The 15,007-nt window shown below is 44.1% G+C and carries 10 protein-coding genes; 1 reads left to right on the top strand and 9 read right to left on the bottom strand.

Annotated elements, in window-relative coordinates:
- Window positions 1–39: 39 nt before the first annotated feature.
- From apaH to lptD, 6 genes are all read right to left on the bottom strand, one after another.
- Window positions 40–870, bottom strand: a complete 831-nt coding sequence (gene apaH, locus ACE2AL_RS15975; protein ID WP_206083706.1) for a bis(5'-nucleosyl)-tetraphosphatase (symmetrical) ApaH — start codon at window positions 868–870, stop codon at window positions 40–42.
- A gap of 2 nt (window positions 871–872) precedes the next feature.
- Complete coding sequence (gene apaG / locus ACE2AL_RS15970) at window positions 873–1,250, bottom strand: Co2+/Mg2+ efflux protein ApaG (protein ID WP_047755704.1); 378 nt, start codon at window positions 1,248–1,250, stop codon at window positions 873–875.
- 18 nt (window positions 1,251–1,268) lie between these two features.
- The gene (gene rsmA / locus ACE2AL_RS15965; protein WP_206083707.1) at window positions 1,269–2,078 is read right to left on the bottom strand and encodes a 16S rRNA (adenine(1518)-N(6)/adenine(1519)-N(6))-dimethyltransferase RsmA; all 810 of its coding nucleotides are present in this window, start codon (window positions 2,076–2,078) and stop codon (window positions 1,269–1,271) included.
- Window positions 2,075–3,067: a 4-hydroxythreonine-4-phosphate dehydrogenase PdxA gene (gene pdxA, locus ACE2AL_RS15960; protein ID WP_375083674.1), complete on the bottom strand. Its 993-nt coding sequence runs from the start codon at window positions 3,065–3,067 to the stop codon at window positions 2,075–2,077. The genes rsmA and pdxA overlap by 4 nt, the downstream gene beginning before the upstream one ends.
- Complete coding sequence (gene surA / locus ACE2AL_RS15955; protein ID WP_272516392.1) at window positions 3,051–4,403, bottom strand: peptidylprolyl isomerase SurA; 1,353 nt, start codon at window positions 4,401–4,403, stop codon at window positions 3,051–3,053. The genes pdxA and surA overlap by 17 nt, the downstream gene beginning before the upstream one ends.
- A 332-nt stretch (window positions 4,404–4,735) precedes the next feature.
- Window positions 4,736–7,102: an LPS assembly protein LptD gene (gene lptD / locus ACE2AL_RS15950; protein WP_206083807.1), complete on the bottom strand. Its 2,367-nt coding sequence runs from the start codon at window positions 7,100–7,102 to the stop codon at window positions 4,736–4,738.
- Window positions 7,103–7,283: 181 nt separating this feature from the next.
- Here lptD and djlA point away from each other — a divergent pair, with 181 nt between their 5' ends.
- Window positions 7,284–8,099: a co-chaperone DjlA gene (gene djlA, locus ACE2AL_RS15945; RefSeq protein WP_206083710.1), complete on the top strand. Its 816-nt coding sequence runs from the start codon at window positions 7,284–7,286 to the stop codon at window positions 8,097–8,099.
- A gap of 358 nt (window positions 8,100–8,457) precedes the next feature.
- Here the strand turns inward: djlA and rluA are convergent, their stop codons facing one another.
- The 3 genes from rluA to ACE2AL_RS15930 all read right to left on the bottom strand — a co-directional run bounded on the left by rluA (window position 8,458) and on the right by ACE2AL_RS15930 (window position 14,977).
- Complete coding sequence (rluA, locus tag ACE2AL_RS15940; RefSeq protein ID WP_206083711.1) at window positions 8,458–9,108, bottom strand: bifunctional tRNA pseudouridine(32) synthase/23S rRNA pseudouridine(746) synthase RluA; 651 nt, start codon at window positions 9,106–9,108, stop codon at window positions 8,458–8,460.
- A gap of 228 nt (window positions 9,109–9,336) precedes the next feature.
- Window positions 9,337–12,243: an RNA polymerase-associated protein RapA gene (gene rapA / locus ACE2AL_RS15935; RefSeq protein ID WP_272681939.1), complete on the bottom strand. Its 2,907-nt coding sequence runs from the start codon at window positions 12,241–12,243 to the stop codon at window positions 9,337–9,339.
- 382 nt (window positions 12,244–12,625) lie between these two features.
- Window positions 12,626–14,977: a DNA polymerase II gene (locus tag ACE2AL_RS15930; protein ID WP_375083673.1), complete on the bottom strand. Its 2,352-nt coding sequence runs from the start codon at window positions 14,975–14,977 to the stop codon at window positions 12,626–12,628.
- Between the last annotated feature and the right edge of the window lie 30 nt (window positions 14,978–15,007).

The raw sequence follows: 15,007 nt of genomic DNA, 5'->3' as shown, positions 1-15,007 counted from the left end.
AAAATGGCGCTTAATGGCGCCATTTTGCATTTTATTCAATTAAGATTCTTTGCGACTCTTTTGGTAAGACTTTTGGTGATGGTATTGCTTAGTTTCCCAGTGGAGCAGCGTTAAATCCCCCCCCCAGCAACAACCTGTATCCATTGCATATACGTTATCTGGTGTGCATTTCCCTTCCAATGACGCCCAATGACCAAAAAATACCGAATAGTCTTCAGGAAGTTGGCTAGGCAAATCGAACCAAGGTTTTAAAGGCGCAGGGGCTTTTTTCGGATTTTCTTTGCAGATCATATCTAACTGGCCGTTAGGGAAACAGTAGCGTAAGCGCGTCAGTGCATTAGTGCTAAAGCGTAATCGCGCGAGCCCCATCAAGCTATCAGACCAATTATTTGGCATGTCACCATACATTGAGTCAATGAATAAAGGGTAAGCATCACTAGAGAGAACAGCTTCCACTTCCCTTGCACACATTTTGGCTGTTTCAATGTCCCATTGTGGTGTTATCCCTGCATGGGTCATCACCATTTTCCGCTCTTCATCGATTTGCAGCAATGGTTGGCGGCGTAACCAGTTGATTAGTTCATCCAAATCAGGTGCATGCAATAATTCATCAAGATGATCTTTAGGCTTATTGCGGCTAATTTTGCAATAGATCCCAAGTAAATGGAGATCGTGATTGCCTAAGACTAAACGAGCAGAATCACCTAGACTTTTGACATAACGTAAAACTTGCAGCGACTCTGCACCTCGAGCGACTAAGTCACCTGTTAACCATAGTGTGTCTCGTTGCGGGTCAAAATTGACACTGTCCATCAATTCACGTAATTCACGATAGCAGCCGTGAATATCACCTACTATATATGTCGACATAATTAATTAATCAGTGTTGGAATTGCCAGACGAAAAGCAGGGATATCCACATGAAAATTATCCCCTTGCGTGCTAATCATCACGTAATAGCCCTCCATCGTACCCATTGGCGTTTCAAGAACCGCACCACTGGTATAACGATACTCAGTTCCAGGCTGAATAATTGGCTGTTCACCAACAACCCCTTCACCTTGAACTTCTGTTTTATGGCCATCGCTGTTAGTAATGAGCCAATAGCGGCTCATTAATTGGATAGGATCACGCCCTAAATTGCGAATGCAAATCGTATAAGCAAACACATATCTGGCAATATCGGGCTGAGATTGGCTCTCTATATAGACACTCTGAACTTGGATGCTTACATTCGGTTCATTAAGCATAGTGCCTCCTTCAACATTCTATTCTGATCGGTTAGAAAGATAGTTTGCCATTTTGCAGTACTGTTCAACAGAAATATTTTCGGCACGGGTGCTTAAGTCGATGCCTAATTCAGTTAATTCTTCAGCGCTAAATAAATCACCAAGGCTGTTACGGATGGTTTTTCGGCGTTGATTAAAGGCCTGCGTGGTGATCCGGCTTAAGAACTTAATATCTTTAACAGGATATGGATTCTCACGGTGTGGGATCAAGCGGACAATGGCTGAATCTACTTTTGGAGCGGGAGTAAACGCTGTTGGTGGCACTTCAAGTACAGGTACGACGTGACAATAATATTGAGCCATTACACTCAAGCGACCAAAGGCTTTACTGCCAGGGCCTGCTACCAGACGGTTTACCACTTCTTTTTGCAGCATGAAATTCATGTCAGCTATGGAGTTGGTGAATGTGAATAGGTGAAACATTAATGGTGTTGAAATATTGTAAGGTAGGTTACCAAACACACGCAGTGGCTGACCTGCTTGTTTCGCCAATTCACCAAAATCAACGGTCATGGCATCTTGCTGAATGATCGTTAATTTATCTTTGAGTTGCGGATGGACGTGTAAACGCGCCGCGAGGTCACGGTCAAGTTCGACTACCGTCATTTTTTCAATACGGCTACCGACTGGCTCAGTGAGTGCGCCTAAACCGGGGCCGATTTCAACGATGGATTGACCTGGCAGAGGGTTCATCGCATCAACGATGCTGTCGATAATAAACTGGTCAGTTAAAAAGTTCTGCCCGAAACGTTTGCGGGCAAAGTGCCCCTGATGGACTCGATTATTCATGTATTCTTAGATGTCATTTGGATAGCTAATGTCAATGCGGTGATAAAACTTCCCGCATCTGCATGACCCGTACCTGCGAGCTCAAGGGCTGTGCCATGGTCGACGGAGGTGCGGATAAATGGTAGGCCGAGGGTAATATTTACCGCTCTACCAAAACCTTGGTATTTTAGCACAGGAAGACCTTGATCGTGATACATTGCTAAAACTGCATCAGCGTGGTCTAAATATTTGGCTTGGAAAAGTGTATCCGCTGGCAGTGGCCCAACTAAATGGATGCCTTGTGCTTGTAAACTTTCCAATGCAGGTTCAATGGTATCAATCTCTTCTGTACCCATGTGACCGCCTTCTCCTGCATGAGGATTCAGCCCACAGACATAGATAACCGGTTTTTCAATGCCAAACTTAGTTTGCAAGTCATGATGTAAAATGGTGATGACTTCATGGAGGCTTTGTTGTGTAATCGCGGCTGAAACGTCTTTTAGCGGGAGATGTGTGGTTGCAAGGGCAACGCGTAATTCTTCTGTTGCCAGCATCATAACTACACGATCACAGCCACTACGATCGGCAAAAAACTCGGTGTGCCCACTAAAAGAAACACCAGCATCGTTAATAATGCCTTTATGCACAGGCCCCGTCACAATGGCGGAAAATTCACCTGTTAAGCAACCATCACAGGCTCTAGCAAGTGTTTCAACCACATAGTTGCCATTGTTGACATTAAGCTCTCCTGCTTTCACCGAGGCATTTAATGGCACAGAAACGATGGATAGATGGCCTGCAGTGTGTGCTTTAGGTACGTCATTTGGCTCGTATTTACCCAACGTGAGCGGCAAACTTAATGTTTTAGCGCGCTCAAGTAATAAGTTGGGATCTGCGCAAGCAACAAGCTCAACAGGCCATGCCTGTTGAGCGAGCTGGATAAGCAAGTCTGGGCCAATCCCTGCAGGTTCACCAGGGGTAATCACAATCGGCTTAGTTAGATTTTTCATCTTGAGCTTGGTTATCGCGGCCATCAACAATTTTCACATAAGCGGAAGCACGTTGTTCTTGCATCCAGCTTTGCGCTTCTTCGTTAAATTTACGGTTGAACAGTAAACGGTAAGCTTGGTCTTTTTGCGCAGCGTCTGTTTTATCTACACTGCGTGTGTCTTCTAACTGAATTAAGTGCCAGCCAAAACTTGACGGAACAGGTTGGCTTAATTCGCCTTTATTCAGTTTCATCAATGCATCGCGGAATGCTGGGTCGTAAATATCAGGCATATTCCAGCCAAGTTCACCCCCTTTTAATGCACTGCCTGGGTCTTCTGAGTTTTCTTTCGCTGCATCTTCAAATGACACGGCACCAGAACGGATGTCTTGGGCAATTTTATTCAGTTTTTGTCTTGCTTGTGCATCATCCATAATTGGAGATGATTTAATCAAGATATGGCGTGCTTTTACCTCAGTGACAGAGATAGGTTGGCTACCACCACTGACATCATTCACGCGTAAAATGTGGTAACCGACACCTGAACGGATTGGTCCTGCGATATCCCCTTTTTTCGCATTCTTTAGCTGTTCAGCAAATACGACAGGAAGCTCTTGCAGACGCGACCAACCCATATTTCCGCCTTTGAGTGCTTGAGGGTCGGCAGAGTAAGCAATGGCTAATTTACCGAAGTCACCGCCTTTTTTCAGGTCAGCTAAAATTTTGTCCACTAACGCTTCCGCGGTTTTTAACTGTTCTGGTGTTGGATTCTCTGGTAGTGGAATTAAAATGTGGCTCAGATTTACGCCCATTTCATAGTTAGCTTGTGAACTCATCTGCTCAGCAAGGGAGTCAACTTCTTGTGGCAAAATGGTTACGCGACGGCGAACTTCGTTATTACGAACTTCTGCAATCAGCATTTCTTTGCGAATTTCACTGCGGTACTGGTTCATGTTGATGCCATCAGCGGTTAAACGCTGTTGCATTTGTTCCAGTGTTAATCCATTTTGACGGGCAATATCGGCGATGGTTGCGGTAACTGCTTCATCAGGGATATTGATCTGCATTTGGCTCGCCATTTGCAGCATGATGTTATCCATCACCAAACGATCAAGGATTTGATGGCGCAGAGTTTGATCATCAGGGATCTGCTGACGTGCGTTTTGTGCATTCAGCTTAACGGTGTTGATCATATTCTGGATGTCACTTTCTAGCACAACTCCGTTATTGACAACCGCAGCCACTTTATCCATTTGCTGTGGCGCAGCCAACGTAGCAGAGCTTGCGAACATCAGTCCCAGAATAAGCGTTCTCCAATTCTTCATAATGGTCCTATAATATTGACTTTGATTCCGCAAAATGCGGGCTAATACGTTGTTTTACTCGTCATACTTCGAGTTGCAGTGTTGTTGACTGCACTCACTCGCGCAAGTCACATACTAATGTATGCTCCTAGCGACTCATTCACTTGTCGCCTAACTGCACCTCGAATTATTTAGATTAAATACATCTCAAATTATTCAGAGTAAATACAGTCATACTTCGAGTTGCAGTGTTGTTGACTGCACTCACTCGCGCAAGTCACATACTAATGTATGCTCCTAGCGACTCATTCACTTGTCGCCTAACTGCACCTCGAATTATTCAGAGTAAGTCACATGTTATTCAGAATAAACGATGTTATTTGTCATCAGAAAGCACGTTGGTAAGGCATGATGCCCGCCTCTAACATTTTCTGACTACCTAAACTATGATTGTTATTTAGGCCTCTAAGTTCCACATTGACTGACCATTTATTGTCATATTCGCTGCTGAACTTCTCTTTTTGCCAACCGACAATCTTGCGTTCATAACCAAGGTTGACTGCCCAACAGCAAGTATTGTATTGCAATCCAACCAATTGGCTTGCAGATTGCTGTTGTTTTGTATCGTAATAATAGGAACCGACAAAGCCCCATTGTTCACTTAACGGCCAACTTACAACTGTACCGACTTGAGAGATACCGCGTTGATATTCTGGTAATTCCTGATTTTTACCGATTTTATCTAAATCACGGAAAGTGGCTTGAATATAATCACGGTCAACAAAACGGTAGTTCAATTGAACTAAACGGTCGGCATCTAAACGGTATTCTGCAACGGCATTACCCATTGTGACGTTACCAAGGCGGCGGTCGTATTGTAACCCACCACGAATGCCCCAGTTTTCATCAATGCGCCACATAGAATCTGTCGCCCACAGTAAAGAACCCGTGTTGCTCTTATCATCAATAGGGCGGTTTGAGTTCCCTGCACGTGGGCGTTCAAAGTAATAGATTTGCCCAACAGAGAAATTAAAACGTTCTGCGAGTGCATCATCATAGACACGCGTGGTTAAACCCGTAGTAAATTGATTTGCAGAAGCGATACGGTCAAGGCCACTGTAAATACGTTCACGGAATAAACCACTGTAATCCGATTGCAATAAAGATGAGTCAAAGTTATTGATATTGTCCTGATCTTTATACGGAATATACAGATATTGAACACGAGGCTCTAATGTTTGTACATAATCGCTGCCTTGGAAAAGGTCGCGCTCGAAAACGACTTTCGCATCACTCTTAAACATTGGGAGCACGCGGCTAACGTTTTTCTCTAAGCTAGTATCCGTATTTGATGTTGGAATATCTTGGTCATAATGGGTGGCATACAGTTTGATGCTGTTATTCATGTTTGCCCAGCCATTAGATAATGGCAGGTTCACTTCTGGCTCAATGTGTAAACGCGTTGCATCAGGGTTATTTTTGCCCACGCTGGTAAAGCGAGCGGCTTGTGCATAGGTGTGCACATCAAAAGCACCTAAATTATTTTTATAATAATTGAAGTCAACTTGAGGCTCTGCTTTATAAGCGCGTTTGTTCGGGTTATCTGCAAAGATTTGGAATTGTTTGTGAGTTACCTTTGCATTCCAGTTGGTATCTGAATAGCCTGCGCTGAATTTTTGCGTAGCGTAACCATCAGTTGTACTACCATATTGAGAGCTGAAATCGGTAAAGTATTGTGGATCGCTGACTTTGGTGTAATCAGATGCAAAATTCCAGTGCCCCGCGTAGGTGCCTGAATGACGCCAATAGAATAACCAGCGGTCATCGCTATCACGAGCAGCACGCTTTTCACGGTCTTTATCTTTGATATAAGCACGGTCGCGATTGATATAATCAAAGGCAACAGTCCCTGTACCTGGTGTAATGAGATAACGGAATTCGTTGTTTAACTTCACACCTCTATGAGTCATAAACTGAGGCGTGATGGTCGCATCGTAGTTAGGGGCAATATTCCAATAATACGGTAAAGAAAATTCTAAGCCATCATTATTCGAGTAGCTGCCTGTTGGGATCAAGAAACCAGAGCGGCGTTTATTACCAATCGGTAATTGCATGTATGGGCTGTAGAAAATCGGTACATCGCCGACTTTAAAGCGCGCATGCCAAATCTCAGCCACTTCCTCTTCGCGGTCGATAATGACTTCAGAGCCCGCAACGCTCCAGCTATTATTGCCAGGTAAACACGTGGTGAATGTCCCGTTTTCCATGATGGAATAACGGTTTTCGCCACGCATTTTCATTTTCGTCGCATCACCACGGCCTTGGCGACCGACCATCATGTAGTTACCGTCGTTTACGTCGGTATTTTTATTATCTAAATTTGACCAAGCAGAAGGGCCTTTTAAGATAATTTGAGGGTCATCATAGTGAACGTTGCCCGTGGCAGTAACTTCACGAACGGGTGGTTGCCCCGCAGTTTCAGTCTGCGTTAATTTAACTTTATCAGCCGTCAGTGTTTGGTTCCCTTGTTGGATATCGACATTGCCGTCATATTCAACAAAATTAGGGTATTCACCACGAACATCTTCAGCCGTAATATTAATAGGCAGGTTGTTAGGGTCGCCTTTTACAATCGGTTTTGTATAAACAGGGACACCCAGCATACACTGCTGCGCAAGGTCAGCATGCGCTTGCTGACTGTAAATAGCCGCCCATACAAGGGTGGCAACTAGTGTTGGATAGCTTTTTTTCATCATCAAATATGCGGTTCCGTCATCATTGGCACAGCCAGCAAACGCTCAAAGACTAACTTAGCCAACCACTTTGCGCCAGTATAATGTAAGAAACTTTACGCGCGGGTAGTTATGCATAGAGCAGAATGAATAGTATGATAATGCAAAATTGCATTTTGAGCATTGAAGAATTGAGGGATATATGCACTATTGGGGTAAAATTATTGGCGTAATACTCGCAATCGTCTCTGGATTAGGCTTTTGGGGGGCGTTAGCGGGGTTAATTATTGGCCACGGCTTTGATAAAGCATCAATACAACGTAAATTTGCCGGGTCGATGAATAAACGTGATCGCCAAATTATTTTCTTTGCGAGCACCTTCCAGATTTTAGGGCATTTAACCAAGTCCAAAGGCCGTGTAACCGAGACGGACATTCAGCTCGCATCAAATTTGATGGATAGAATGCAGCTGCACGGAGAAACTAGAAAAGCCGCTCAACAAGCCTTTCGTGAAGGGAAGTCGCCTAACTTTCCATTACGTGATGTTTTAAAACAATTACGCATGGCGTGCTATGGTCGTTTCGACCTCATTCAGATGTTTCTGGAAATTCAATTACAGGCTGCTTTTGCCGATGGTTCCCTCCATCCAAACGAAAGGAAAGTGCTGTTTATCATCGCAGAAGAGCTGGGTATATCAAAAGTTCAGTTCGAGCAATTCTTAGATATGATTCAAAGTGGTCGTCAATTTGGCCAAGGATACTCCCAGCAGCAATCAGGGGGGTATTATCAGCAATCTAATGGCCCAACCTTAGAAGATGCTTGTAAAGTCCTTGGTGTATCTCCTAACGACGAACCGACAAAAATTAAACGTGCTTACCGTAAGTTAATGAGTGAACACCATCCAGATAAACTGGTGGCGAAAGGTTTACCACCAGAAATGATGGAGATTGCGAAGCAGAAAGCGCAATCAATCCAAGCGGCTTATGACTTAGTCAAGAAGGAGCTCGGCTTCAAATAAATTTCCCCGTCATATTTCGCACTACCACTTTGTTGTCTTCATTCACGAACCCTAGTCACGTAGTTATCTACGCTCCTAGGGATTCGCTCAATCGACGCCGTGTGGTAGCACGAACTATTTAGGGGAAATCAGGGGAATAATTGAAAACAAAAAATTCACTCATCCAAATAAAATGAGAATTTGCTCTAGCAGGCAATGTGCATTTTTCTGCATGTAGCGCTCGTTGTATCACGAACCCTAGTCACATACTTTTGTATGCTCCTAGGGATTTGCTCTCTTGCCACCTAGCTGCAACACGAACTATTTAGGGTATGGTAGGGGGCGGGAAAATTAATCAAACGATCAAATAAATCTAGCGTTAAAAATCCGGTGGGCAGGTAAAATGCATTGGCGTGCCATATTCAGGATGGGTGATATATAACTCCTGAGCATGTAACTGTAAGCGTGGAGCTAAGGCTTTTGCTTCATCGTGAGCATAGAAACGGTCGCCTAATATTGGGTGGCCTAAAGCTAACATATGGACTCTCAGTTGGTGAGAACGTCCCGTAATGGGTGAAAGCTTCACGCGAGTAGCTTGTTCTTCGCGCGCCAATACTTGGTACTCCGTTTGTGCCGACTTACCTGTTTCAAAGCACACTTTTTGCTTAGGGCGGTTTGGCCAATCACAAATTAGCGGTAAATCAATCAAGCCTTCTTCTTTTTCTAAATGTCCCCAGACACGAGCAATATAGAATTTCTTGGGCTCACGTTCCCTAAATTGGCGCTTTAGCTCACGCTCAGCCTTTTTGTGTAATGCCACAACCATGACGCCACTGGTCGCCATATCTAAGCGATGTACGGATTCAGCGGCAGGAAAATCACGTTGAATACGGCTCATAATGCTATCGTGGTGCTCAGGTGCTTTTCCAGGTACAGAAAGTAGTTCGCTTGGCTTATTCACCGCAATAATATGGTCATCTTGGTATAGGACATGCAGCCAAGGTTCAAGTGGTGGATTGTAAGGTATCATTCAATTACCCGTTATACTTCAAGTTGTAGGGGTGTTGGTGTCGCTCAGCTACTCGGGGCATATGCTCCCCGAGATATCTTTGCTTGCCGCCTACCTACAACTCGAATTATTTAGGGTAATCCTATTGTTATTACGTAAAAACACGACGTAATGATTTAGCTGACTCGAGTTGTAGATTTTAAATTCACAATCGAACCATAACGTGTTCTATGGTTCGATTGTTATAGCTTACTGATGCGTCACGACAACTAAGCGGATGGCATCAAGGCGCCATGTGGCTTGGTCGATATTGGTCATCAGTTGCTGGCGTTCTTCTTCAATAATATCCAGCTCTTCATCACGGATATTTGGGTTGACCGCTTTTAGCGCTTCTAAACGAGAAAGTTCTAAGGTTAACGCTTTATCAGCGGCATCTTTTGCGCTCTCAATCAGTAATTTCGCTTCTTTTTCCACCATCGGTTCAGACAAACGCAGGACTGAGTGCACTTCGTTTTGCACTGCATTCACCAGTTTGCTCGCCATATGACGGTTAATGGCATTTAATTGGCGGTTAAAACTTTCAAATTCCACTTGAGAAGATAAGTTATTGCCTTTTAAATCAATTAACAAACGTACTGGTGTGGCGGGTAAGAAACGACTGATTTGTAGGTTTTTTGGCGCTTGTGCTTCGACCACGTAAATTAATTCAGTCAATAACGTACCGACAGGTAATGCTTTATTTTTCAGTAAAGAAACTGCGCAGCTGCCAGTATCACTCGATAACACTAAATCTAATCCATTACGGATGATTGGGTGTTCCCAGCTGATAAATTGTGTATCTTCACGGGAAAGGGCTTGTTCCCTATCAAATGTGATGGTGCAACCATCTTGTGGAAGACCTGGGAAATCAGGGACTAGCATATGGTCGGATGGTGTTAAGATGATTAAGTTATCGCTCTTATCTTCCTGATTAATACCAACAATATCAAACAAGTTTAGTGCGAAGTTAACCAGCTCAGTGTCGTTATCACCTTCACCAATCTCTTCTGCTAGCTGGTTGCCTGCGTCTCCGCCGTTTGAATGCATCTCCAGCAAGCGGTCACGGCCTTGTTCTAATTGCAGTTTTAAGCTGTCGTGTTCATCGCGGCATGTTTTGATGAACTCATCAAACCCTTCGGTGACAGTTGGTTCAGCCATAAATTGCAGCAGTGGTTGGTAGTATTTATCGTAAATGGCGCGACCTGTCGGGCAGGTGTGCTCAAAAGCATCTAAGCCTTCGTGGTACCAGCGGATTAGCACTGCTTGTGCGGTATTTTCTAAGAAAGGCACATGAATGCTGATGTCTCGACTTTGACCAATACGGTCTAAACGACCAATACGCTGCTCTAGCAAATCAGGGTTAAATGGTAGATCGAACATCACTAATTGGTTAGCAAACTGGAAGTTACGGCCTTCTGAACCAATTTCAGAGCACAGTAATACCTGCGCCCCTTCTTCTTGGGAAGCAAAGTAGGCTGCAGCACGGTCGCGCTCCAACAGTGATAGCCCTTCATGGAAGACGGCGGCACGAATTGCTTCACGTTCACGTAATACTTGTTCTAATTGCAGTGCAGTTGCCGCTTTTGCGCAGATAACCAGGACTTTCTCATTGCGATTCGCGGTTAAAAAGCCCATCAACCATTCAACGCGTGGATCGAAGTTCCACCATGTCGCATTTTCCCCTTCAAACTCTTGGTAAATTTGCTCAGGGTATAGCATCTCTTTCGCGCGGGTTTCCGTGTCTTTTTTGGTGCCCATAATACCTGCGACTTTAATTGCAGTCTGGTATTGGGTCGGTAGTGGCATTTTTAACGAATGTAGCTCACGACGAGGGAAGCCTTTAACACCATTACGGGTATTTCTGAATAACAGACGGCTCGTGCCATGCCTGTCCATTAACATGTTAATCAGTTCTTGGCGTGCTGCAGTGCCATCTTCCGTTTCAAGATTAGCGGCTTTCAGTAATGGCTCAATATCTTGCTCTTTGATCAAATCATTGAGTAAGTTTTGTTGATCATTAGTCAGTTTATCGCCAGATAACAATAATGAAACGGCATCAGCAACAGGGCGGTAGTTCTCCTGCTCTGCAACAAATTCCGCATATTCATGGAAACGACTTGGGTCGAGAAGGCGCAAACGAGCAAAGTGACTTTCTTGGCCAAGTTGTTCAGGTGTTGCGGTTAACAGAAGGACTGATGAAATATTTTCTGCTAATGTTTCAATGACTTGGTATTCACGACTTGGCGCTGCTTCACTCCATTGTAAATGGTGGGCTTCATCGACAACCATCATATCCCAGCCCGCTTCAACTAGTTGGTCGAAACGCTGCTTATTGCGACGGACAAAATCCAGTGAACACAGGACTAATTGCTCGGTTTCAAATGGGTTATCGCTATCGTGTTGTGCTTCGCTATAACGGCTATCATCAAACAGCGAGAAACGCAGGTTAAAACGGCGGAGCATTTCCACTAGCCATTGGTGCTGTAAGCTATCTGGAACAATGATAAGGACGCGCTCAGCACGGCCTGCAATGAGTTGCTGGTGGATGATCATCCCAGCTTCAATAGTTTTTCCTAAACCGACTTCATCTGCGAGTAAAACACGTGGGTGATGGCGTTTGCCAACTTCGTTGGCAATGTGTAATTGGTGTGGAATTAAACTGGCGCGTATGCCACGTAGGCCTGTGGCTTGATGTTTAACCTGTTCGCTTTGAAATTTACGCGCGCGAAAGCGCAGTGCAAAGCGATCCATTCGGTCAATCTGTCCTGCAAATAAACGGTCTTGTGGTTTATTAAAGGTCAATTTACTATCGAGAAACACTTCTCTGAGGCTTACATCAGTTTCTTGCGTGTCTAAACGCGTACCAATGTAAGTTAATAATCCTTTATCTTCTTCAATGCTTTCAACTTGAAGTTGCCAGCCATCGTGGCTGGTGATGGTATCACCTTCATTAAACATCACCCGGGTAATGGGCGCATCACTGCGTGAGTATAGGCGGTTTTCACCACTTGCAGGGAAAAGTAACGTTACCATGCGGGTATCAATAGCCACAACGGCGCCTAATCCAAGTTCGCTTTCTGTATCGCTGATCCAGCGTTGACCAAGAGTAAATGGCATAGATTTAACTTAATTCCATAAATTTGTGAGTTATTCTTAGATTTTTTAAGACAATTTTTATCAGAGTCTTCGCCCAGTGTTGGTGCAACTCATTATCTGTTGCACAAGGAAGAATTCGATTTTTGTAAAAACAGTCATTACCTGATGATTAATTATACACATTAATAAATTCAAATTGCAGTGGCTCCCATCATTGCTTGTTCTTCTTAGCGAAAATCGCGTTAAAGATAAGGTAAGAAATGCTGATTGAATTATAACGAGTATTGCTGATTATCGCGCATTATTTGTGCAGTCTAGCTGTGCGGATATCAAAGGGGCGTTATATTAATTCAACCGAGGCTTATCGTCACCTGTTAAAAAAGCATCAGTGGAATAATAAATTTTAAAACAACAGGGTGATTTGGCCTGTTAATAGGGTATCAAAGTCATCCTGTAGAAAAGGTAAAATTGCATCGGCTATTGGCTTGATTTGCTTGGAAATATAGTGTTCATAATCTGGCCTTGCTGTCACGATTTCGAGGGGTTCAGGCCCAGCCTGTGTGATGATATAGCTTATCCAGCCCCCATTTTGGTACTGTAATGGGCGTTGCAATTTTACATTATAGTCATCTGCGGCACGTGCAGCGCGGACATGAGGTGGAACATTACGTTGATAATCAGTGAGTTTTCGACGCAAGCGCTTACGATAGATTAAGCGGTCGTCAAATTTACCCTCACGAATATTTTGGATATATTCACGAATATATTCACGATACGCTTGCCGATGAAAAATTCGGGTGTAGAGCTCTTTTTGAAAAATTTGTGCTAGCGGAGTCCAATCTGAACGGATCGTTTCTAGCCCTTTGAATATCATTTTATCTTGGCTTAAACCCGCATAACGTTTTTTACTGCCCATTTCCGCACCACGCACGGTTGGCATGAGAAAACGGCGGTAATGCGTTTCGTACTCAAGTTCAAGAACGCCTTCGAGCTGCCATTCATCTTTTAAGTGTTGTTTCCACCAAGTGTTAACGTAATCACGCAGTGCATAGCCAATTTTTTGCGCTTGTTCCTCGCTGTGTTGATCGCGTAGCCAGACGAATGTGGAGTCCGTGTCCCCATAAATGACTTGGTAACCTTGGGATTCAATCAATCGCTTAGTTGTACGCATGATTTCATGGCCGCGCATCGTAATCGAAGCGGTTAATCGCGGGTCAAAAAAACGACAACCTTCTGCGCCAAGCACTCCTGCAAAGGCATTCATAATGATTTTTAGGGCTTGAGAAAGTGGTGCGTTATGTTCTTTCTTGGCTTTATCGCGCTCTTGCCAAATATGGCTAACAATATCAGGTAAACAATGGGTTGTACGCGAAAACCATGCTTGGCGAAAACCTTGAACAGAATGTTGTGGGTCAGGGTGAGCAAGCCCTTCAATCATGCCCGCAGGGTCAATTAAAAAGGTGCGAATAATTGAGGGGTATAGGCTTTTGTAGTCTAGCACTAACACGGAGTCATACAACCCTGGTTGTGAGTCCATTACAAATCCCCCTGGATTTAACTGCATTTTGTGCTCAGTCAAATTTGGCGCAACGAAGCCAAGGCGATGTAAGCGTGGAATATAAAGATGGGAGAATGCAGCAACAGAACCCCCCATTTTATCTGGCACTAAACCTGTAACGGATGAACGCTCTTGTAAGAAAGCCATTAGGTCTGTTTTTTCGAAAATGCGGTGGACTAGAATACAGTCTTGAATGTTGTAGTGCGCTAAAGAGGGTTTATCGTGAGCAAAGCGACGGTTGATTTCGTCCATCCGATCGTAGGGGGTATCAATCGCTTTACCTTCCCCTAAAAGTTCTTGTGCGACGAATTCCAAACTAAATGAAGCAAAATGCCATGTCGCATTTTTAAGTGCATCGATGCCGTCGATAATTAGCCGCCCTTGAGCTGAGGCGAAGAAAACACCTTGTTTGAAGCCATGTTCCCGCCACTCAAGTTTTGTTCCTTGCCGGCCAAATAACAACGGAATGCCGTAGCGTTCTGCGTGTTTTTGCAAAACCTGTAAGTCGAACTGGATTAAATTCCAACCGATTATGGCATCAGGGTCATATTGTTGTAGCCACTCATTGAGTTTATCAAGCAATTGAGGTCGGCTATTTACATACACAAGGCGGTGATCTGAATTTAATGCGGGGCCTTGCTCAGGGCCTAGCATAAACACCACATTATCATCACAGCCAGATAGCCCGATGGAATACAGCTCGCCATGTTGACTGGTTTCGATATCAAGAGAAACAGCTTTAATGTTCGGGCGATAACCTTCACAAGGTTTGAGCTGGTATTCACCACGGGAATTACGGGAAAACCACACAGGCGCTGTAATGAAACGCTCCATTAAATAGCGTTCACAAGGGCGAATATCCGTTTCAAATAGCTCAACACCTAATTCTTTACAGCTTTTTTCGATATTTTGTAATTGGCGATATTGATGACAATAGATGGCGTAGACTTTTTCCCTTTTAAAGTCAGAGAGTTCGAGTAATCGGTAGCTGACATTTAGTTGCTCATCTAAAAGATGCTGAACAATCGGCAGTTTTGAGGCGGATAAAAAGCCAATTGCTTTTTGATTAGGAATGGTCACTTTTTGTGGGTGTGTGTCTGTAAGAAGCCAATACGTGACCTCGACGCCGTGGCGGGTGTCTTTCCAGTGCCGGCTCAAGATAAAGCCTTGTTGTGCAGGGGTCATTGGTTGGGGCATTGGGCAACTCGGTTTGCTAGTATCCCCAAT

Source organism: Providencia xihuensis, from assembly GCF_041953405.1.
Classification (GTDB): Bacteria; Pseudomonadota; Gammaproteobacteria; order Enterobacterales; family Enterobacteriaceae; genus Providencia; species Providencia vermicola.
Note: the sequence above shows the minus strand (reverse complement) of the source record. Positions and strands in the feature narration are given on the sequence as shown.

Bases quoted from the DNA above. Each gene is read 5' to 3' on its own strand.
- apaH (WP_206083706.1), bottom strand. From the start codon at position 870: ATGTCGACATATATAGTAGGTGATATTCACGGCTGCTATCGTGAATTA.
- apaG (WP_047755704.1), bottom strand. From the start codon at position 1,250: ATGCTTAATGAACCGAATGTAAGCATCCAAGTTCAGAGTGTCTATATA.
- rsmA (WP_206083707.1), bottom strand. From the start codon at position 2,078: ATGAATAATCGAGTCCATCAGGGGCACTTTGCCCGCAAACGTTTCGGG.
- pdxA (WP_375083674.1), bottom strand. From the start codon at position 3,067: ATGAAAAATCTAACTAAGCCGATTGTGATTACCCCTGGTGAACCTGCA.
- lptD (WP_206083807.1), bottom strand. From the start codon at position 7,102: ATGAAAAAAAGCTATCCAACACTAGTTGCCACCCTTGTATGGGCGGCT.
- djlA (WP_206083710.1), top strand. From the start codon at position 7,284: ATGCACTATTGGGGTAAAATTATTGGCGTAATACTCGCAATCGTCTCT.
- rluA (WP_206083711.1), bottom strand. From the start codon at position 9,108: ATGATACCTTACAATCCACCACTTGAACCTTGGCTGCATGTCCTATAC.
- rapA (WP_272681939.1), bottom strand. From the start codon at position 12,243: ATGCCATTTACTCTTGGTCAACGCTGGATCAGCGATACAGAAAGCGAA.
- ACE2AL_RS15930 (WP_375083673.1), bottom strand. From the start codon at position 14,977: ATGCCCCAACCAATGACCCCTGCACAACAAGGCTTTATCTTGAGCCGG.